Below are 21,548 nucleotides of genomic sequence, written 5' to 3' on the forward strand. Positions count from 1 at the left end.
TGAGTACAAAGTTTCCCACGCCGCCTCTTATAATCATGCTATAATTTTACAAGTACATAGAACGGCTTGCAAGGGTGTTCGGCAACCTCTCGACGAAGGGCATCATTGCATTAATTAACCAACAAAAATTGACCGCCCCGCTGCAAGGAGGAGTACGGTCTCTTTCTGTCATGTAGATTTCGTACCCGAAGACGACCGCTTGAAGCGGTCTCTTGTGCCAAGGAGTCGTGTTGGTCGCACGGCTCCTTATTTCGTTTTATTATATATTCGATAAGTGTGCGCAATAAAAATCAATCACATTGATGGAGGATACATACGATGAAACTGGAAAGACTTTTATCCATCATTATTTTACTGCTGAATCGTCGTATGGTGCAGGCCAAGGAGCTCGCAGAACGGTTCGAGGTGTCTGTACGGACGATATACCGGGATATCGATGCTATTAATGTGGCTGGTATCCCCATCGTCACCTATCAGGGAACGAATGGAGGGATCGGACTGGCAGAAGGATATCGATTGGACCGCAACGTGCTGACCAACGATGAGCTCGCTGCCATAGTCACCGCCTTAAAAAGTATATCCACCTCATATGGTAACGAGCAGCATCGACAGCTTATGGAGAAAATCAATAGCGTTGTTCCACTCCAATACTCGGAGGAATTCCAACATAAGACCAACCGAGTGCTGATTGACTATTCTCCTTGGGATGGCAACGAGAGGCTGCGTCCTAAACTACAGCTGTTAGAAGAAGCGGTAGATAGCTGCCGAATAGCGGGATTCAACTATTCCAATGCCGAAGGTCAGGTAACGCACAGAATTGTAGAGCCGCATATGCTCATTATGAAAGGAAGACAATGGTATCTGAAGGCCTATTGCCAGTCCAAAGAACAATTTCGGCTGTTCAAGCTCAAAAGAATGAAAGAGCTGGTAATCGTTCCGGAGAGGACATTTGTTCGAAGAGATTTCCTCATGCAAGAGGGTGTAACTGGTCAGAGTCCAGGGAATCAGGCAAAGTCGACGGAATTCGTATTGCGTTTCCGTGCTGACTCTCGTCATCTAGCAGAAGAATGGTTCGGCATAGAGGAGCTATTGCCATTAGATGACGGTAGCTGCCAAGTGAGAAAGTCATATCCGGAAGATGAATGGTTGTACAGATTCATTCTCGGCTTGGGCCATCATGCAGAAGTGCTAGAGCCTCCTGGTCTGCGTCAGATCATCGCTAGTCGTGCAGAACAAGCTGCAAAAATATATAGATTGGATAAGGAAACATGACAGATAGTTGTCTAGTTAGATGTTTTATACTAAACTCATTCAACTATAAGGAGAATGATGAAGGATGAAACAGAACGAAATCAAGTCGATGGCACTGAACAATGCGACTCCATCTGAAAGTTCGTTGCCCGCTGACGAGACAAATCGCATAACAATCGAGCCTACCCGTTTCGAGGAGCGTCCATCGTTCACGCTCGCAGGAATTAGCATCGTTACGACAAATGCGGCCGAATTAAGCGGCGAAGGCAAAATTGGCAAATTGTTTGAACAATTCTACTCACAACATATTGGCGAGCAACTGGCCCCTCACCAGCAACAACCGGGCCATTATAGCTGTTACTTCGATTATGAAGCAGGCGATGCCGGACAATATGAAGTGATGGTCGGCTTACATGTCGGGGACAATATGCAGGGCCACTATCCTGAACCCATATCTACATTCACAGTTCCCTCTGCGAAATACGCGGTATTCGTCACGGAACGAGGACCGATTATTGAGGTAGTGCAACGGGCTTGGTCCGATATTTGGCAATGGTCCAAGCAGCTTGGTAATGTCAGAGCATTCACAGGTGATTTTGAGTATTATGGCCCTAATATCGATCCGAACGACGGGCAAGCGGAAATATATATCGCAATAAAGGACTGATCATCATTGGAATGATCGAAAATGCTAAAGTAGCAGCCGTGTTCGCGCATTATCCAAACCATATACAGCATAGATTGTTGTTTCTACGCCAATTGATTCTGGACACAGCATTAGAAATAGAAGGCCTTGATCAACTGGAAGAGACCCTGAAATGGGGGGAGCCTAGCTATGCAGCAAAACGTGGAAGCACGATTAGAATAGCTTGGAAAGAGTCAACTCCACAGCAGTATGCAATGTATTTCAACTGCAACACAAAGCTTGTTGCTACATTCAAGGAAGTTTTTAGTGATATATTCACCTTTGACGGCAATCGGGCAATTGTTTTCGGTGATAACGAGGAAATACCGATAGCTGAATTAAAACAATGCATTTTATTGTCTCTTACTTATCATTCCCGAAAACAACTTCCAATGCTTGGATTGTAATGAAGGTACATAAGGAGTGTACTTATGGATTTAATGCAACCACTTTCAGTGCATAATCGACAGCTGGTGCGATTGGATCTCGTATGAGGGTAATTCGGTTGCGGTGGGGGAAGAAGAAGAGCCTAGTAAGGCTTAATCGTAAGCAAAACACGAAAACATCGCCATGGTACCTGTGCGCCATGGTGATGTTTTTTTATGCCACAGAGTCAACAAGGAGCCTTAATAGGCCGAAGATTGGTAATCTCGATTTGGATATTACCTCTTACTATTGGATCTCGAAAGCAGCCGATAGATCCGTTCTGTATTGGGTGAGATCCGCTCCTACGCGTTTGATGATCCGATAAGCCCCGGGTTGAAGATCCTCGGGGAGCGTAATGTTTTGCGTGTATTCGCCGACCGGAATCGGTAAATACACCTCAAGCGTCATTGCTGTTGGAGGTTCGTTTATCCGCTCCCAGCCATCAGGGTTTTGCTTCTCCAGATCATACAACTTCCCGTGATGAGACAGGTTCGTCGGTCCATGGTTAACTGTCTTCAACTGCAGCTCATCGCCGGGCGAATAGACTCGCTTATCCGTTGAAAGCTCCGCATGGATGACTTTGCCCGGTATGTAAAAGACCTGCGCGATGGAGTCCGATACGGAACCATCCTGATCAACCAGTTCGGTAAGCAGGATAAACAGCGCATCTGATGTCTCGGGCATGACGGTCTCCATGCGAAAAGGAAACTTGCGAACGATATCCTTGTTATTTCTAGGATCGGCCGACAACATAAGTACATTGGGCGCAAGATCGCCAAGGGGTTTAAGATCCGCGTCAACCTCGGTCAGCGTGGTTCGAATCTTTTGGTTCGTCGGGAACTGCTGGAAGTAGAGCCCCTGGTCTTCCATCGGCGCGGAATGGAAGGCATAAGTGATTTCGGGAGCATGGTTATCGAACTGACTAGGGGACAACGCCCGTAGCGTGTCGCCTGATTGGTAGGGCTGTCCGATTCTCTCGAAGACTTCCCGGGTCGGCCATTGGAGCTCATAGTTGCCTTCTGGCGACGGCTGCAACTGCAGCGAAATGCCTTCAGCATCATGCGTTTCCTCGAAGTTGTGCGGGTTGTGAATGGAGCTCCCACCGGGGGCGCAGCCTGTTAGGCACAGCCCAATGAAGAGCGTGGCAGCTATCTGTTTCATACGATCAGCTCGCAATCTTTGTGTGTTACTCTAAAGACGGAAGGAAGCTAGAATAGGTTTCGTGGTAAATAACGGAAGTGATTCTGATTAGGTAAAGGAAACCTAATTAATAGGAAATGGTTAGAGTCAAGAACATAGCTGATAGCTTGAGTGATTGGATTTCTAACCCGCAGAACCCTGTAGCAACTGGCGAAGAGTAAGAGCCAAGAGCTGTATATCAGTATGAACTTCTTTTCGTTGAGTTCAGTATCGTGGAAGTCAATAAGGAGTCAACTCTCGCACTCTGTAAGCACTTATGTGTTACTTTCGCAATTCAGGATAACCGTCCATTTATCCCAAAAATTATTTAATTATATGAAAAATATCCAAGAAATGATATAATTCGAAGGTGAATTTAATATAATATAGTGTCTCTAGTTACCAATATCTATAGTAAGAAGGTGTGCATTGTGCGCAAATTTGGAGTCAGCATCCTCGTTGTTTTTCTTTTAACCTCTATAATAGGAGGGAATTACGCTTCTAGCGAATCAGGTGGGAGCAATGAATCTTCTCATCTGACCCCGACTCCTTTGACAAATGGAGAAGTCATTGTTAAGTTTCTGAATTCGAATCAAAGCACTTATACCTATGAGGCAGTGAGTCTTCGAATCCTACGAGACATTTACCCTCAACTTCCCGAAAATCCTTTAGACGTGGATAGTGGATTTAGACTGCCAGCTAAGGCAATTGATTTGCACAAGCGCCCCGTTCTTGAATATTATCACGATGCTAAAGAGTTGATTGTTGTTCAGCCCAATTACTTGCGTCATGCCACGGCCATAAAAGCAGGAGAAAATCCGAAATCCTGGGGCACGACGAGATCTGGGCTCCTTGAGATGCAGGGGGGTCTATCTCAATCGAAAGATAATGTTATCGTGGCAGTGGTAGATTCCGGTGTCGACGTTAATCATCCCATGTTGTCAGGCCGTGTTGTTCCCGGATACGACTTCGTTGCGGATCAAGCTAATCCTCAATCTGCTCATATACATGGAACTCATGTAAGCGGAATTGTTGTCGACGGCACACCTGAACAGGTTAAAATTATGCCTATTCGGGTACTTGATGACGATGGTACGGGGGAGGACTTTACGATTGCCCGAGGAATTGTGTACGCTGTTGAGCATGGTGCCGATATCATTAACCTAAGCTTAGGTGGGATTGGGTACTCAGGCTTTATGGATAAAGCAATTGACTACGCCCTCTCCCACAATGTGCTGGTTGTAGCCGCTGCCGGGAACGATAGTACGGATACTATTCATTATTTCCCTGCTATGAAACAGGAAATCATTGTCGTATCGGCATCCAATCAAGAAGACGATCTGGCATCTTTCTCTAATTATGGGGACTCGGTAGATATCGCTGCACCTGGCGTTAACATTGTCAGTTCTTTGCCAGACAACGAATATGGTGCGCTAAACGGTACATCTATGGCTGCTCCGCATATATCCGCGGCCGCGGCATTAATAAAGTTAGAGTCACCTACGTTGTCTCCTTCTGAGATGGAACGCACGATTCGCAGATATAGCGACGATTTGGGACTGCAAGGCTGGGATCGGTCATTCGGTGAAGGAATCGTTCAGTTGGGCGGTTATGTACATGATGAAGAAACGTTTAAACTAATCAGCCCACTGACCACATTCGCTCTTGCCGATCAAATATCCGTTAAATATTATTCGAAGGGCTTGATCGGCAACCAAGCGATCATTAAATTAGGCGATCGCGTTATCTCGAGCAAACCTATTCGAAGCGACGGCTTCCAGACAGAAAGCATTAGTCTCGAGGGTATCTCTGAGGGAGTCTACGATTTATCGGTAGAAATTACAGATAAAGGTGGGCGAAAGGCGTATCAACAACAATCGGTGCAAGTTGTCACGTTTAATACACACTTTGAAGCCTTCGACCTCAGCAACAATAAAGTGGAGAATTTTCATGTCGAGTTATATGGCATCAAACAAAACATTAGTTTTGAGCTCGGATGGCTCTATACAAAAAATTACAGCCGCGTGCGCACGAATCTGGATTTTCAGGATTTGAGCCAGAAATACGATAAAATCATTGCAGTCGTCAATGATATGGACAATCTGGAAATGCCTGTCTACATTAGAGAGGTGCTGAATCCAGGAAAGATCATTCTTCGGCCAGAAGATCTGCAGAGCGTAGAATTCTCTAATAACTTGCCAGGCGAGTACAATGGCTACTATGGCTCGATTGTTATTGCATCTATTGATGGAGAACGAGTCATTACAACAGGCGGGAAAACTCACGAACTAGGAGCTGCCGCAACCTTTTATATTGATCGCGGGATGCATCAGGTTGTCATGGGATCATATGGTTTTCAGGGAGATTATGTCTTGGCGGGAATCGGATCCAATAAACTTTCCATTAATCAATCCAATTCCGCAATTGTGAATACATATGGACCTAAGGGCATCAATCCAGCCGGCAATGGTGTCAGCCAGGGGAGATTTGATGATGATCAAGCATCTATCAGCTTCCAACAGCTAAATATAGTTGAACATCTGACTAGCGGCATTATGTTGAACGAAGGAAAGAACGCCACATACTTAATTGCCAATAACTATAGAGTATTGTTTCAAAGATCGATTAAAAAATATGATCAAAATAATCAATATATCGTAAGTAAAGATGTATACATGTATCGTGATATTCATATCGACAACGGCCAAAACTACGAGTTTCGATTCGGCGGCGAACTGAATGTCAACGTGAAGCTAGATTACACGCAACAGCTCTCCGGATTCCTGAATATAAACGATCGTTATGGAAACTCTTTGATTGCCAATGCGCGAGACTACTTCTATCAGTTCGGCCCGCCAACCGTTGAAGAACTGAATTATTCGCCCACATTCGGACAAGCGGCTCTTTATAATGCTTTAGAGCAGCCGCTGTCCGAGATTACATTCGAGAATCCGGAAGCCGTGCTAAAGCCGGTGTCGGGGGGAGTGGAAATTCGTACCGCGATCGATAGTCAGAACGGTTTCCGGTTTCATGGCAACGTTCCGGATGGGCAGTATATTTTGTACGTGGATGACTTGTACGATCCCGAGTTTGCTGAGGAATATCCCTTAATAAATAATGAACATAAAGTAACGGTGAAAAATGGGGAATTCGTTCATCATGCAGGAAACAATCATCCGCCTCAAGCGATAAAGGCAACTGATCGCCAGAAGGTGCTTCAATACAATAAGGTATCACTCGATTTAAATACGTTATTTAAAGATTCGGATGGGGACTCTTTGTATTATGAAACTTCCCATGGTTACATTTACAACGACACTTTATACTACGACGCCGATAAATTGGGAACCCATCCCATACTCATTCGAGCTTCGGATCGAATTGGCGGGACAGCCCAGTATCAGCTGGAGTTGGTCGTTTGGGACGGTAAAATCGAGATCGAAGAGGTCGATGATATACGGGTGTTTCTGAACGGCGAGCTGCAATCCTATGAGCAGCCGCCTGTTAACGAATTAGGCAGGGTGCTTGTGCCTTTCAGGGCAATCTTCGAAGCGCTTGGAGCAAGCATCAAGTGGGACCCATCCGCGAGAAAAATTAACGCGTTTGGCAACGGTCGCGACATTGAGTTGATAATCGACCAATCCGTTGCAATCGTTAATGGGCAAAAGGTGAATTTGGATGTAACGGCCCAACTCAAAGGGGATAGGACGTTTGTGCCATTGCGATTCGTAGGCGAAGCATTCGGGGCAGATGTTCTGTGGGACCCCGTCCTCAATTCGGTGTATATTAATAATTAGAGACGGTATGCTGACACTCGGACGCTCGATCGTAATTAGATCGCGCCAAGGAAAGAATGCTGTAATAAAGGAGCTGTGTCTAATGGATAAGAATAAAAGCGCGGAAATGAAACGCTCTTCGAAAGCAGAACACATTCTATCGCAGATTAATAATAATACTAAACTAGGCGATTTACGTAAGATCGCGAAGGACATTAAAGTAGATCACGAACTAGCTATGGAGCTTTGGTCAACGGAAGAAGTTCTGCCCAGACTGTTAGCGACGTTAATTATGGACAAAAAACTTCTTTCACAAGAAGTGCTGGATAAGCTGGATAAGGACATGCAGATTCATACATTTGACGAGCGAAATAACATAATGGATTGGCTAATGGCTAACCAGCTCACCAAAGACAAGAAAACAATTGCATGGATGGAGTCATGGGAAAACAGCTCTTCTGCTCTTCAAAGGAGAGTTTTCTGGTATTATCAAGCGCGATTGAGATGGACCGGACAAACTCCCCCTGATAACACCGCAGATTTACTTGCTGCAATTGAAGCTAATATTGCCCAGGAAGAACCGGAAGTTCAGTGGGCTATGAATTTCACCGCAGGCTGGATTGGCGTTTATGATCAAGAGAATCGAGCACGTTGTATTAGAATTGGCGAGAAAACGGGTCTTTATAAAGGTGACATGGTATCAAGGGGCTGTACGCCCAATTATTTGCCGGAATTCATTGAGATGGAAGTTAATAAGCGAAATAACTCATAGTACAGACTGAGTCGTGCACGACGACGTCAACGATTCGGCGTGGTATGCGGACAGCATCATTGCAGCCTCCAGTGGGGATGCCGAATGCCGAAGAGGATTAAGCAACAGCGTAGTATCTAAACGGGAGTACATCGCTTCTACGGCGATGTACTTCTTCGCGTCGAGGCAAGAAATACAGGGTCCATAAGGAGTTAATATTTGTTCAATCGCACGGAAATTTACAATAACTTTACTGTCTATTAGAGGAGGAATTTGCTAGCATGTATGCCATATGAATTGAAAAGGAATGGGGAGTATGCGAGCGTCATCACTGGAAACAGATGCTTATACGATTATTAAGGACAGAATTGTGCGTGCTGATGTGATGCCGGGCGTTCTGCTGTCCGAGAATGAGCTGGCCGGGGAGCTTGGCATGAGCCGGACCCCGATTCGCGCCGCGATTGGGATGCTGGAGCAAGAAGGACTTGTCGAGAGCTTTAAGGGCAGAGGCGTGTTGGTCAAAGAGATATCGTTTCGCCAATTTAGCCAAATGCTTGAAGTGCTCGTTTCGATGCAGCTGTTCGTTCTGGAGCGGGCTAAGCAAATCGAGATTAGCTTTGACCTGAACGCGCTAGCGTTTTACTTGAAGCGTCAGGATGTTGCCCGCGAGGAGGGCGATTTTCTAGCCTATTACAATAATTCGCTCATGTGCATAGAGACGATTCTGAAGGCTGGCGGCAATGATCATATGCTGAAAGTGCTGGATTCCTATCGGGGCAAGTTCATCTGCCGGATGGTGACGTTCCGCAAGCAGTTCCCGCAGCTGAAGCCTCAGTGGGCGAGCGTCATGAATGTCAAAATCCATCAAGCGCTGCTGCTGAGCGATTATGATGCCGCGAAAGCGGCAATCGAAGAGAACTATCAGTATACGACGCAGAAGCTGATGCTGATCGGCGTCATCTAGTCAAACAAGGAACCTTCCATCCACCACGCAGTGGATTGGAAGGTTTTTCTGTTTTGTCGGAGTCATTTGGCGATGGAATCCATCCTATTTACGTATTGTAAAAACGAACATGCTCTTTTACATATCATTTAGACCATGATAACAATCCACTTACATACAACCTGCATACTGAACTCGAACAGAGAAAGTAAGCCAAGAGATTCGCCCAAGTAGGCAAGCAGAACAGTCAAGTTTAAATAGCGAGAGGAGAGAAAGTTATGTCTAACGTTCAAGGGAACCGCAAATCAGGTGAAATTTGGTATGACGATGCTATATTCGAAACGGACAAGCGTCCATGGTTCGGCAAGCTGCCGGAGCTGGAAACGGGAGATTTTTCGTTTGTGGTACTAGGTGACCGCTGCGGAATGGCTACGGCAGGCGTGTTCGAGAAGGCGCTCGAGGTTGTTGCGGACTTGAAGCCGGACTTCGTTGTATCGGTCGGTGATCTGATCGAAGGGTATTGGAGAAACGCCGAGGACGCTGTGGCCGAATGGGATGATATCGATACAAAAATCGAGGCGACAGGACTTCCTTTCTTCCATGTCGTCGGCAACCATGATTACGGCAACCGTGTCATGCTGGATGTATGGCGCGATCGTAAAGGCTTCGAGTATTACGCATTCCGCGCGGGAGACGCTCTCTTCTTGATGTTGAATTCGGAGGATCCGCCAACCGAGCTGTCCGATGAATTTGTGGATATTATCAAAAAAGCGACATTCAACGTACAAAATGATCCGGATCACGCGGATGATCATATGAAAACATTTGTCCAGGACATCATTACCCGCATGTCGCCTGAGCAGTTGAAGGAAATGGGTCGCATCGACCTTGCGTTCGGCGAGGAGCAGCTTGCTTTCGCTGAGCGAGTGCTTGCGGAAAACCGAGACGCCAAGTGGACTTTCGTCAGCATGCACAAGCCGGGCTGGAAATCGACGGATGAGCGTTACGCGAAGCTGATGAATATGTTGGACGGACGTCCGCATACCGTATTCGCCGGACATCTGCACGCAATGGAGTACTCGGTTGAAGGAAACGGCGAGCGCATCCAGCTTGGCAGAACGGGTGGACATGGGCATGGCAACGGACCCGAATGCGACAACCTGTTCGTGTGGGTAAACGTTCGTGACGGCAAACCAACTTATCGGGTGATTCATTTGGATGGCGTGCAAGACATTGGAGCGTACAAACCCAAAGCGCATGTCGAGGAGGCAAAAGTATGACAAACCCAATCTTATTCGCTCATCTGACAGATACACACATTAACGTTCCGGATAAAAACCCGCTGTTCTCCATGGATGCGACGAAGAAGCTGCGTGAAGCGTTCGCCGAGCTTGGCAAGCTGACCCAAAAACCGGCTTTTGTCGTCATCAGCGGTGATCTGACACAGGACGGCGACACTGCGGATTACCGCCATCTCCGCCAAATCTTGGACGAGGAGCAGATGAAGTTAGGCGTGCCGATCCATGTTGCGCTTGGCAATCACGACTCCCGTCCGTGCTTCCGCGAAGGGTATCTGGGAGATCAGCCATCCGAAGAGTCTTACTATTATGAAGTTATGGAAGACGGGCTGCGAATGGTCGTGCTCAATACGCAAGTACCAGGCACCAATGCGGGACGACTCGACAGAGAGCAGTTGGATTGGCTTAGCGGCGTGCTGTCAACGCCAGCTCCGTTAGGTACAATTATCGTCCACCATCACCCCGTACTTCCGACGATAACGCCTCTTATGGACAGCCATCTGCTCGAAAATCCGCAGGATCTTGCCAAGGTTATCGCGGGCAGCGACGTGATCGGTTTGTTGTCGGGCCATATTCACTGCAATAATATCGGCGTTTTCCAAGGCGTGCCGAGCGCAGCGGCAACGGGAGTGGCTTTCGGCATCGAGCCGACTAGCAATGACAGCATGAAGTTTATCGACAATAGCGGGTTCAATTTGGTGCTTGTGAAGAGCGGCCAGATGATTGTTCATCCGATGCCGATGGCAGGCGAACAAACGATTATTTTCGAATGGAAAATGGATGCGGCTCACGCGCATGCCTAACGGACAAGCTGCCAGCTTGCCGATGGTGTTTCAACTATCTATATATTCATAGCCAGTAGGCTATAAGGAGAGATCGTTAATGGCATTTATTAAGAAAAAGGCTGCAGCGGCAACACTAGTTGCAATGTCCGTATTGGCAGCGGCTTGCGGTAACTCAGGCAATGATGGGAATGCAGTAAATACTAGCGGCTCTGGCACGGGAGCGGCGGCTGGCTCAGCATCCAATTCCTCAAATGGGGAAAAAGTTGGATCAAACGAGCAAGTGACGCTGAGCTTCTATAGCTACAACTTAGCCATCGCAAGCCAAATTCCGGGCACGGAAAAGTTGATCCAGGAATTTGAGGCGGCGAATCCTAACATTAAGATCGATGCGGTGCCGATTTCTTCGGCCGATATTAACGCCAAGGTACAGGCCGACATCGTAGCGGGCACGGCGCCGGATATCGCGCAGCTGACATTCGACGGTCTTGATTTTGCCGTCAACAATTTCGGAGCCAAGCCGCTGGAGGATATTGTGCCAGCCGATGAATTCGCAAGCAACTTCGAAGGGTTCTCGCCTAACGGCTTGAAGCTTGGTCAATTAAATGGCAAAACGTACGGACTGCCGTTCACATTCAGTACGCCGGTACTGTTCTACAATGCCAAGCTGTTCGAAGAAGCGGGGCTGGACCCGGCAGCACCTCCAACGACATGGGAGCAAGTGAAGGAGTACGGCTTGAAAATCGGCGAGAAAACCGGTGAGATCGGCGCACATGTAGGCGGAGCGGTCGGCGCCGACTGGATTATTCAGGCATTGATCGGCAGCAACGGCGGCAAGGTGTTGTCCGAGGATCGCAAGACGATTCAGTTCGGCGAACCCGAAGCGATCGGAGCCGTCGAGATGTGGCAAGACCTGATTAAGAGCGGGGCGAACAGCAAGCTTAACGATGGTGAAGCCATGGAGGCATTCTCCCAAGGCAAGCTTGGTATGCTGCTCTTCACAAGCGCCCTGCAAAGCTCGTTTGTCGCCGCTTCCGAAGCGGGAGGCTGGGAGCTGATGACAGCCAAGATGCCTTCGTTTGGCGACAAACCTACGACGCCGATCAACTCCGGCAGCGCCCTGTTTGTTCTTACGGACGATAAGGCGAAGCAGCAAGCGGCATGGGAGTTTCTGAAGTTTGTGACGAGCGAGCGCGGTTATACGATCATTACTTCGGAGATCGGCTACTTGCCGCTTCGTCCGGCAATTGTAGACGACCCGAACTACTTGAAGGCATGGGTCGATGAGAACCCGCTTATCAAACCGAATCTGGAGCAGCTCGAGTCGCTGCAGCCATGGGTATCGTATCCGGGAGCGAATTGGAAGCAGATTGAAACCATCTTAAATGATGCGGTATCCAAAGCGATTGTGACCGATAGTGACGTAGCTTCCATTATGCAGGATGCGCAAAAACGCGCTCAGGCGTTGGTCCAATGAGTTACGAAGCGGTAGGCGCAGCCCGGCCTGCCACCAAAGCAAAGCCGAAGAGCAAGGAACGGGGGTCGTTCCTGCTCCGGCTTGGCCGGGTCAAGCCCTATATGTATCTGCTGCCGGCGCTTATCTCAATCGGCTATTGGATTTACAAGCCATTGCTGCAGACGTTTGAGCTAAGCTTCTACCAATGGAATTTGCTTCCGACATCACCGAAGAAATTCGTAGGTTTTGATAACTTCACGAATTTGACGGGACTCCCGGAGATGGGCATTGCACTGTGGAATACGTTAATCTACACGCTGGGCGTCATTCCGTTCGCGTTGATTATTCCGCTTATTATTGCAATCGCAACCGATAATATCGGCAAAAGGGCAAGCGGCTTCTATCGGGCGCTGATCTTTTTGCCCATGATTATGGCGCCTGTAGCCGTCTCGTCCGTATGGCGCTGGATTATGCATCCAACCAATGGCATCTTGAACCACACGCTCGTCGATTGGTTCCATCTATCCGAGCCTATACGGTTTTTTACAGATGAGAGCTGGGCGATTTGGTCGATCACCTTTATTACCGGATGGAAGCTGATTGGCTTCAGTACGCTTATCTTTTCGGCGGCGCTCACAGGCATTAACAAAGAATATATCGAAGCTGCGAAGATCGACCGCGCCAACTGGTTCCAGATCATCTGGCATATTATATTGCCGTTATTGTCTCCGACGATCCTGTTCATGGCTATGATGAGCACGCTGTTCGCATCCGAGTGGAGCTTCTCGTATATTAATGTGCTTACGCAAGGCGGCCCGTTTAATACGACTACAAACATTTATTACTTGCTTTGGACATACGGCTTCCAGTCGTTTAACATCGGGGCGAGCTCAGCTGCGGCCGTTGTTTTTTTCCTTGGATTCGGCGTACTCGCATGGTTATTTATGAGATTAACGATGAAGCTGTCGTTCTTCGACAACTAGAAAGGAGGGGCAACAGAAATGGAAAAGCTGATCCAACGCAAAGCGGGCTCCTATGCGGCTGCAGGGGCAAAACATACGTTATTGATTGCACTCGCGCTTCTCGCAGTATTCCCGATTTATTGGATGATTGCAACCTCTCTCAAGCCGGAGAGCGACGTGTTCTCCTCCAGCTTGGTTCCGCTTCGCATTACGTTTGACAACTATGTGCAGGCGTGGAACGCGATTCCGATGGATCGTATGCTGGCGAACTCCATGCTTGTAGCCATTCTTCAAACGGTGCTGCAGCTTGGGACGAGCATACTGGCGGCTTATGCGTTTACGCGTTGGGAGTTTAAAGGCAGCAGCTTGATATACGGGTTAATTGCGTTAACCTGGCTGGTGCCGTTCCAGGTCATTATGATCCCGAACTATGTAGCCATTAGCGGTTTTGGGTGGCGAGATCATTTGGCGGGGCTGATCGTACCTAATATTGCATCGGCATTCGCAGTACTGCAACTATATAATGCATTCAAATCGTATCCCAAAACGTTGATCGAGGCAGCGAGACTGGACGGGGCATCCGACTGGGGCGTGTTATGGCGCACGATATTGCCGAATTTGAAGGCTGCAGTCGCTTCCATCGGTATATTGTTGTTCATCACCTCCTGGAACGATTATTTCTGGCCGCTCCTTGTCACAACGAAGCTTGAGAATACGACGATTCAAAAGGGATTGCAAATGTTTATCTCGTCAGAGGGCAATATGTGGGGAGCGCTGATGGCAGCCACGACGATCGCAAGTCTGCCTGTTCTTATCATTTATCTTATTCTACAACGGCAAATTATCGATTCCTTTGTAAAGGGCGGGCTCAAATAATGACTATGTCTACCGAAAATCATATACGTCTTCTGAAGCTGGACGGAGCATGTAATGTAAGAGATATCGGCGGTTATGAGGCGGGCGAAGGACTTACTATTCAAAAGGGTCGCTTCCTGCGTGCCGACGGACTGCATCGCCTGACGGAGAGCGATCAGGATACCATCATCGCATCTGGCGTAACGATGATTATCGATTTGCGTCATGCGATGGAGCTGGCAGCCAAACGCAACGTGTTCGAGAGCTCGGAGCGGGCCAGCTATTACAATATTAGCTTGATTAATCCGGCAACAACAACGAGAGTCAATATTCGCAGCTTAGGCGACATGTATGTCAACATGCTGGATGAATGTGGTCCGTTGCTTCAGGAAGTTTTTGCATTAATCTCGCAAGCAGAGGGAAGCGTGCTGTTCCATTGCACGGCGGGCAAAGACCGCACCGGCGTGGTTGCGGCGCTGCTGCTGGACTTGGCGGGAGTAGAGCGCTCGGTGATCGTAGCGGATTACGCGGAGACCGAGATCAATCTCGCGCCGATCATGCATGAGCTGCGCGGGGACCGTCCGGAGCAGGTTCCGGCGGAGACCTACGAGCTGTTCCTAGGCAGCGCGCCGAGCAACATGGAGCAGATGCTCGACCACCTGCATGCCAAGTTCGGCGGAGCGGAGAGCTATTTGGCTCATATCGGCTTAAGCGCCGAAGCGGTGACTTCGATTAAACGTAAGCTGCTGCATGCGTAAGCATCGGCGGTGAAAAGACGGCAAGTATCGATATAGGTGTTGAGGAAAACATCATCTTGTTGGCTGAGAACGAGCCAACAGGATGATGTTTTTTTCTGGAATTTCACTAGAAGACTGTATTCTCGCAGCGTTTTGTTTATAATAGATTTCAGTGATAATTATTATCAATTATCTGTTGAAATATCAGGGGGATGCGACGATGCAGAAGAGCGAGTTCGAACAATTTCATGACGGTTATCGTGAACTCCGGGGGTTAGTAACCACGGAGGCGGGGAACCCGTTGTCCAATGAAAATTTCATGCTGCTCTCTAATGAAATCGGGCGAGGACGCTTTACGACTCAGAAGCTGCAGCCGGGATTGAGATACTGCACCTCCGATTGGCAGGTACATACCAGAAGAACCGAGCGGCATATCTCGAATGCGCCAGTAATCGAGCTGAATGTTTGCTCGCAAGGCGTGACGGAATCTCTCGTTAATGGCAGCTCTCTGTCGATTCTGCCTGAGCAGATCACGCTCTCCTTTATTAAGACGTTAGAGGTGGAGACGCTGTTCACACCCGATCAGCATTATCGTTCCAGCAGTATTACGATGACGAGCTCCATGTTCGACAGCTATATGGGTATGCATGGCGAAGGCCATTCTGAGCTTAACTATGCTCATTTTCTGGGAACGGATCATTTCAAGAGCTATCAGGGTCAAATGAATGCGGATATGAACAAAATTATTGGGCAAATGCAGCAATGCCGCTATCATGGCGCGTTGCAAAATTTATATATGGAAGGCAAAGTAATGGAGCTATTCTCCATGTTCATGCATGACTTAGTCACCCGAAAGCAGAAGACAGGATTACGCAAGGGGGATATCGAAAGGCTTAAGCAAGCGAAGAGCATTTTATTGGATCGGATGGATAAACCGCCTACCTTGCTGGAGCTTGCTCAGATAGTAGGGATTAATGATTTTAAACTGAAGAGGGGCTTTAAGGAGTTGTTTGGCAACACGGTATTCGGCGTATTGCGCGAGGCGCGAATGGAGCGGGCATTGGAGCTGCTGCGTGAAGGTAAATGGAATGTAAGTCAAGTCGCATGGACGATCGGCTATTCGAATCTCAGTCATTTCAGCACGGCTTTCCGCCAAAAATATGGCATGAATCCAAGTGATTGGATGCGCGTGTATGAATAAATCCTTATAACGTTAATTTTATCCGTCTGCGGTTAGCGAACCGAGGCGGATTTTTGTTATTCTTTTCATTGAGAATGAATATCATTCAAAAAGCAAAAATCAGAGGAGAGAAGCAAGTGAACAGACGCAGGTTATATGTAATGACAATACTTATTGTGGTTATGGCATTGGTGACAGGATGCGCGGTAAACAACGGCAATGGGAACGCAGCGGAAGAAGCGGCAACCCGAGATGTGGTGGATGCCACCGGGGCAACAATTACCATTCCGAACAAGCCGCTGCGCATTGCCGATATTTCTGGATCAACGGCAGAGCTGTTGATTCTTAACATTCAGCCGGTAGCGACGGCAAATACGAATCCACAAGACAACAATCAGATTGATTCGATCATTCTAGAGCAACTGAACAAGGATGCGATCCCTGTTGGCTACTATATAGAAGGCAAAGTTAATTTGGAGAAGCTGGCTTCGGTTAATCCAGACTTAATTCTAACGAACAGCCGCCAAGCCACGATCAATGAGCAGGTAGCCAAGATCGCTCCGACAGTTGTTGTGAAGGATGATGCTTTATCGACCGATTGGCGTGTAAGGTTCCAGCATATCGGAGAAATCTTCAATCGGGAAGCAGACGTAGAGAAATGGTTTGCGGCATACGACGCAAAGGCTGCGGATCTGCATGATCAAATTGTTGCCAAGACGAAGGATGAAACGTTTGGCGTGATCGAAACAGGTCCAATGGGCTACCGTATTTACGCCAATGCAGGCGTTGGCGATATTTTGTTTAATGATGTTAAATTGCCAATCGCTGAAGGAACGCCGAAAGAGGGCTGGGGAACCAGCATTCAGCTAGAGGGTATTACGACGATTGATCCTGATCATATTATTTTGCTCTACTCCGACTTAATCGTAGATGAACTGGATAACAGCGATGTGTGGAAAAGCTTGAAGGCTGTGCGTAACGGCAATGTTTATCGCTTGGCCAATGAGGTGCAATATGCAGAGGCCTTCACAACGTCAGGTAAGCTGAAGCTACTGGATACCTTTTACGAGCTAATTGTAGGGACACCGTAACTTTGATGGAGGAACCCTGGATCAGACAAGAGAAGGAGTGTTGTCGATGGCTCGGCAAACAGGTATCGCCCGATTGATGCAAATTGCCGGAGAGAAACGCGGTTTGCTTGTTGCTGCAGGTTTATCAGGAGCAATTAGCGCCGTCGCGATGCTAGTCCCTTACACAGCTGTCTATATGATTCTGCGCGAATTATTAGTTCATGCCGCTGATTTAACCCAGGTCGACAAGGGACTGATGATTCGCTGGGGGATTATCGCTCTTATTGCCATGCTTGCGGCTTTATTATTACTGTACATCAGCGGCTTAACGGCTCATATCGCGGCGTTCCGCATATTGTACGGCTTGCGGGTGAAGCTATCGGAGAGAATTGGCAAGCTTCCGCTCGGATGGCTCAATCGCACCTCGACAGGTGCCGTTAAGAAGACGCTCGAGCAGAACGTCGAGAAAATAGAAAGCTTCATCGCTCATCAATTGCCCGATCTCATTCAGGTATTGGTTAAAGTCGTACTTATGATCGGCGTGATGCTCTATTTGAATGTATGGCTCGCGCTCGCTTGTATGGTGCCGAATGTGCTTGGCTTCGTGCTGCAGATCATGATGACTAGCGGGCCGGAGAGAGGGGAGAACATCAAGAAGTACTATGATTCCTTAGAGCGGATGAACAGCTCTGCCGTGCAGTATGTAAGAGGCATGCCGTCGGTTAAAGTTTTTGGTCAATCGGTTTATTCGTTTCGGAAATTTTATGCCGACATGGTCGATTATCGTGATTATTGCATCAAAAATACCGATCAATTTCAGAACGGCTATTTGCTATTCAAAATCGTACTTGGTTCCATTGCGACCTTCGTCCTGCCTGTCGGCGTTTTTCTCCTAAGCCGCGATACGGATAGTATCGCTTTCGCATCTGTATTGCTTTTCTTCTTGATTATGGCACCCGGAATATCCGCTCCGATGTATAAGATTATGCATTTGCTGTCATCCATTCGCGATATTGATGAAGGTGTGAAACGGATTGATCTGATTTTCGCCGAGCAGCCGGTTGCGGAAGCGGCGAAGCCACAGAAGCCTAAGCAATATGAAGTGACGTTCGATGGAGTTACCTTTTCTTATGATGGTGAAGGCAGCGATCGCAAAGCGTTGTCAGCTGTATCGTTTATCGCCAGACAAGGGGAGGTTACTGCGATGGTTGGTCCTTCTGGCGCCGGAAAATCGACTATTGCGAATCTCGTTCCTCGTTTCTGGGATGTGCAAGAGGGGGCGATTCGGATTGGCGGAGTGGATGTGAGAGACATTGCCACTGACGAGCTGATGAATACGGTAGCCTTTGTCTTCCAAGACACCTTCCTGTTCTATGACTCGGTCTACCATAATATTGCCGTAGGTAGACCGGATGCTTCTCAAGAAGAGGTCATCGCAGCTGCGCGGGCAGCGCAATGCCATGGGTTCATTAGTGCGCTTCCGAATGGCTATGAAACATTAATCGGGGAAGGCGGCGTGTACTTATCCGGTGGCGAAGAGCAACGGATTGCCGTTGCGCGTGCGATTCTGAAGAATAGTCCGATTCTGGTGCTAGACGAAGCTACGGCCTTCGCTGATCCTGAGAATGAATACGAAATGCAGCTTGCTATTGGGGAATTAATGAGAGGTAAGACGGTGCTGGTCATTGCCCATCGACTGCAGACTATTACCGACGCCAATCAAATCCTTGTATTCAACGAAGGAATGCTGCTAGAGTCCGGGAAGCATCAAGCTCTGCTTGCGCTTAACGGGTTGTATGCCAGAATGTGGCGAGCCTACACGGATGCGGATCAATGGGAGATGGCTCTAAGCAACCGAGAGGAAGTGAAGAGATGATGAGAATGCTGCGCAATATTACCGGGGGAAATCCACGAATGCTGATTAAGCCGGTCATGTATACGTCGTTTGCCAATCTTGCTGGCATCCTGCCATTCGCCTTATTAGTGCTGGCGGCGCAATTCATATTCGAGCCATTTCTTCATCCGGGAACACCGCTAAATACCGCTGGGCTGTGGTGGGTATGCGGTGGGATGGGAGCCTCCTTGCTGTTGTCCTTCGCCCTGGAACGACTGGCCTTTCGGGCACAGTACCGAAGCGCATTCGAAGCAGCAGCTTCGGGAAGAGCTCGGCTTGCGGAGCATTTGCGCAGATTGCCATTAGGCTTTCTCAATAAACGAGATCCGGGAGACCTGGCCAGTATGATGATGGGAGACTTTACGTTAGTCGAGCATGGGATTTCCCACCTCGTACCGCAAATGTTCGGCGCATTAGTGATGCCGTTGATTGCGCTGGCAGGATTAGCTTGGCTGGATTGGCGCATGGCGTTGGCATTGTTCGTTGCATTCCCTATTGGTGTACTGCTCCTAATGCTTACTTCGGGTATTCAGCGGAAGCTTGGCGCTGATCATATGCGGGCAAAGCTTAATGCGGTCAATCGTTTGCAAGAATATTTGAACGGGATTCGGGTTATCAAGTCGTATCATTTGACCGGAGAGAAGTTCAGTCGGCTGGAAGGCTCCTTTAAGGAGCTGATGAAACATAGCATCCGCATTGAGGGGAGGCTTGGACCTATCGTTATTAGCGCAATCGCTATTATCCGTGCAGGACTGACCGTCATGATCATGGTCGGAGTGCAATTGCTGCTTGGCGGTACCCTTGATCTGCTTGTGCTTCTTACGTTCCTGCTGATCGGGACGCGCATATTCGATCCGCTAACGAGCGCGCTGGTTAACTATGCAAACTTCAAATATAACGAGCAGGCTGGAGAACGGATCGTAGCGTTAATGGAGCAGCCGATCATGCCGGGAGACAAACAGCCCCCGAATGCTCATGATATTGTGTTCAAGGATGTTTCCTTTGGCTATCAAAGCAAAGAGGTGCTGAAAAAGATCAATGTACGTATGCCTGTTGGTTCATTCACCGCGCTAGTTGGACCGTCCGGAAGCGGCAAGACGACCATCCTGCGTCTCATTACACGGTTCTATGATCCCGATCAAGGCAGAGTGCTGTTAGGCGGGGAGGATGTGAAGGAAATGGACCCGGATGCTTTGCTTCAGAAGGTGTCCATGGTGTTCCAGGATGTCTATCTATTCCAGGATACGATTGCGAACAATATTCGCATCGGGAGAAGCGGGGCCACACAGCAGGAGATCGAGGAGGCGGCGAAGCAGGCATGCTGCCATGATTTTATTATGAAGCTCCCGAACGGATACGAAACCTTGGTTGGCGAGGGCGGAAGCACGTTGTCGGGCGGTGAGAAGCAGCGTATATCGATTGCCCAAGCCATTCTCAAGGATGCTCCGATCGTGCTGCTGGATGAAGCGACGGCTTCGTTGGACCCAGAGAATGAGCAGCAAATTCAACAGGCGATTAGTCGGTTAGTTAACGGAAGAACGGTTATTGCAATTGCTCATCGGTTGAAAACGATAAAGAATGCCACGAACATTATCGTGTTGGATAAGAATACGGTCGAAGAGCAGGGACAGCATGACGAGCTGCTAGCGAGCGACAAGGTATACGCACGATTATGGAGGCTACAGCAGCAAGCCGAGGGTTGGAAGATTTCATCTTTATATAAGGCAGTTGATCATTGAAGGGAGTTCACAGCAATGAAATTCACGGACCGCAATTGGCCGCTTGTCCAAATTGAGATGGGGGAAACATTCGGTCGGGCAGATGTTGATGCCTATATTGGTCAGTGGGAATCCTACCTCGCTCGCAAATCGTCTTTTGGAATCGTGCTAGTCCAACCCTCCGAGCAATCCTCAAGGCCGGATAAAGAGACAGCTCGTTATTATATGGACTGGTGCAAAGCGAACAAGGGGAGGATCACGGATTATTGCGCGGGTATCGCTGTTGTTTTTCCCGCTACTAAGCTCTTGTTGCTGTATAAGCCGGTGACAGCGGTATCGACTAAGAAAATGTATGGCTGCCCAGGTCAAGCTTTTGGGCAAGTTGGCGAAGCGGAAGTATGGTTGAATAAGCATTTAGCGATGAAATCATAATTCTTAAGCAAACGAATATGAAGCAGAATACAGAGCGCGGCTAGAAATAAGCTGCTGCTCTGTTTTTTGTGCGGTATGAACCTCTTCGAAACTCATTTTGAAGATCAGCGGTTCTTTTTTTGTAGGACTTAAGTAATAGATTAGCCCTATAAA

General features: G+C 48.2%; 18 protein-coding genes. 17 read left to right on the top strand and 1 reads right to left on the bottom strand.

Annotated elements, in window-relative coordinates:
• Positions 1-318: 318 nt before the first annotated feature.
• The 3 genes from ACX1C1_RS10810 to ACX1C1_RS10820 all read left to right on the top strand — a co-directional run bounded on the left by ACX1C1_RS10810 (position 319) and on the right by ACX1C1_RS10820 (position 2,343).
• Entirely contained in the window at positions 319-1,272 is a 954-nt protein-coding gene (locus ACX1C1_RS10810) for a helix-turn-helix transcriptional regulator (protein ID WP_458957077.1), read from the top strand.
• Between the two features lie 64 nt (positions 1,273-1,336).
• Positions 1,337-1,918 (top strand): GyrI-like domain-containing protein, encoded by a 582-nt coding sequence (locus tag ACX1C1_RS10815; protein ID WP_458957078.1) that lies wholly within the window; start codon positions 1,337-1,339, stop codon positions 1,916-1,918.
• An 11-nt stretch (positions 1,919-1,929) separates the two neighbouring features.
• Positions 1,930-2,343, top strand: coding sequence for a DUF1801 domain-containing protein (locus ACX1C1_RS10820; RefSeq protein ID WP_458957079.1), 414 nt, complete (start codon positions 1,930-1,932; stop codon positions 2,341-2,343).
• A gap of 265 nt (positions 2,344-2,608) precedes the next feature.
• Here the strand turns inward: ACX1C1_RS10820 and ACX1C1_RS10825 are convergent, their stop codons facing one another.
• On the bottom strand, positions 2,609-3,523 hold the full coding sequence (locus tag ACX1C1_RS10825; protein WP_458957080.1) for an immunoglobulin-like domain-containing protein: 915 nt from the start codon (positions 3,521-3,523) through the stop codon (positions 2,609-2,611).
• A 914-nt stretch (positions 3,524-4,437) separates the two neighbouring features.
• On the opposite strand from ACX1C1_RS10825, the gene ACX1C1_RS10830 reads away from it, so the two are divergent.
• From ACX1C1_RS10830 to ACX1C1_RS10895, 14 genes are all read left to right on the top strand, one after another.
• The gene (locus tag ACX1C1_RS10830; RefSeq protein ID WP_458957081.1) at positions 4,438-7,338 is read left to right on the top strand and encodes a S8 family serine peptidase; all 2,901 of its coding nucleotides are present in this window, start codon (positions 4,438-4,440) and stop codon (positions 7,336-7,338) included.
• Positions 7,339-7,420: 82 nt separating this feature from the next.
• Positions 7,421-8,089: a DNA alkylation repair protein gene (locus ACX1C1_RS10835; RefSeq protein ID WP_458957082.1), complete on the top strand. Its 669-nt coding sequence runs from the start codon at positions 7,421-7,423 to the stop codon at positions 8,087-8,089.
• 295 nt (positions 8,090-8,384) lie between these two features.
• Positions 8,385-9,032, top strand: a complete 648-nt coding sequence (locus ACX1C1_RS10840) for a GntR family transcriptional regulator (RefSeq protein ID WP_458957083.1) — start codon at positions 8,385-8,387, stop codon at positions 9,030-9,032.
• 257 nt (positions 9,033-9,289) lie between these two features.
• Positions 9,290-10,291 (top strand): metallophosphoesterase family protein, encoded by a 1,002-nt coding sequence (locus ACX1C1_RS10845; RefSeq protein ID WP_458957084.1) that lies wholly within the window; start codon positions 9,290-9,292, stop codon positions 10,289-10,291.
• A complete protein-coding gene (locus ACX1C1_RS10850) occupies positions 10,288-11,112 on the top strand; it encodes a metallophosphoesterase (protein WP_458957085.1) in 825 nt (274 codons plus the stop codon). The genes ACX1C1_RS10845 and ACX1C1_RS10850 overlap by 4 nt, the downstream gene beginning before the upstream one ends.
• Before the next feature lie 79 nt (positions 11,113-11,191).
• On the top strand, positions 11,192-12,568 hold the full coding sequence (locus tag ACX1C1_RS10855; protein ID WP_458957086.1) for an ABC transporter substrate-binding protein: 1,377 nt from the start codon (positions 11,192-11,194) through the stop codon (positions 12,566-12,568).
• Positions 12,565-13,530: a carbohydrate ABC transporter permease gene (locus ACX1C1_RS10860; RefSeq protein ID WP_458957087.1), complete on the top strand. Its 966-nt coding sequence runs from the start codon at positions 12,565-12,567 to the stop codon at positions 13,528-13,530. The genes ACX1C1_RS10855 and ACX1C1_RS10860 overlap by 4 nt, the downstream gene beginning before the upstream one ends.
• Before the next feature lie 18 nt (positions 13,531-13,548).
• Positions 13,549-14,385 (top strand): carbohydrate ABC transporter permease, encoded by an 837-nt coding sequence (locus tag ACX1C1_RS10865; protein ID WP_458957088.1) that lies wholly within the window; start codon positions 13,549-13,551, stop codon positions 14,383-14,385.
• The gene (locus ACX1C1_RS10870) at positions 14,385-15,122 is read left to right on the top strand and encodes a tyrosine-protein phosphatase (protein ID WP_458957089.1); all 738 of its coding nucleotides are present in this window, start codon (positions 14,385-14,387) and stop codon (positions 15,120-15,122) included. Before ACX1C1_RS10865 ends, ACX1C1_RS10870 begins: the two co-directional genes overlap by 1 nt.
• Positions 15,123-15,321: 199 nt before the next feature.
• Positions 15,322-16,302 carry a helix-turn-helix transcriptional regulator gene (locus ACX1C1_RS10875; RefSeq protein WP_458957090.1) on the top strand — a complete coding sequence of 327 codons (981 nt, stop codon included), beginning with the start codon at positions 15,322-15,324 and terminating at the stop codon, positions 16,300-16,302.
• Between the two features lie 116 nt (positions 16,303-16,418).
• Positions 16,419-17,372, top strand: coding sequence for an ABC transporter substrate-binding protein (locus ACX1C1_RS10880; RefSeq protein ID WP_458957091.1), 954 nt, complete (start codon positions 16,419-16,421; stop codon positions 17,370-17,372).
• A 46-nt stretch (positions 17,373-17,418) separates the two neighbouring features.
• Positions 17,419-19,227 (top strand): ABC transporter ATP-binding protein, encoded by a 1,809-nt coding sequence (locus tag ACX1C1_RS10885; RefSeq protein ID WP_458957092.1) that lies wholly within the window; start codon positions 17,419-17,421, stop codon positions 19,225-19,227.
• Entirely contained in the window at positions 19,227-20,984 is a 1,758-nt protein-coding gene (locus ACX1C1_RS10890) for an ABC transporter ATP-binding protein (protein WP_458957658.1), read from the top strand. The genes ACX1C1_RS10885 and ACX1C1_RS10890 overlap by 1 nt, the downstream gene beginning before the upstream one ends.
• A 15-nt stretch (positions 20,985-20,999) precedes the next feature.
• Positions 21,000-21,395, top strand: a complete 396-nt coding sequence (locus ACX1C1_RS10895) for a hypothetical protein (RefSeq protein WP_458957093.1) — start codon at positions 21,000-21,002, stop codon at positions 21,393-21,395.
• The last annotated feature ends 153 nt before the right edge of the window (positions 21,396-21,548 follow it).

This window comes from Paenibacillus sp. strain BS8-2, assembly GCF_054483835.1.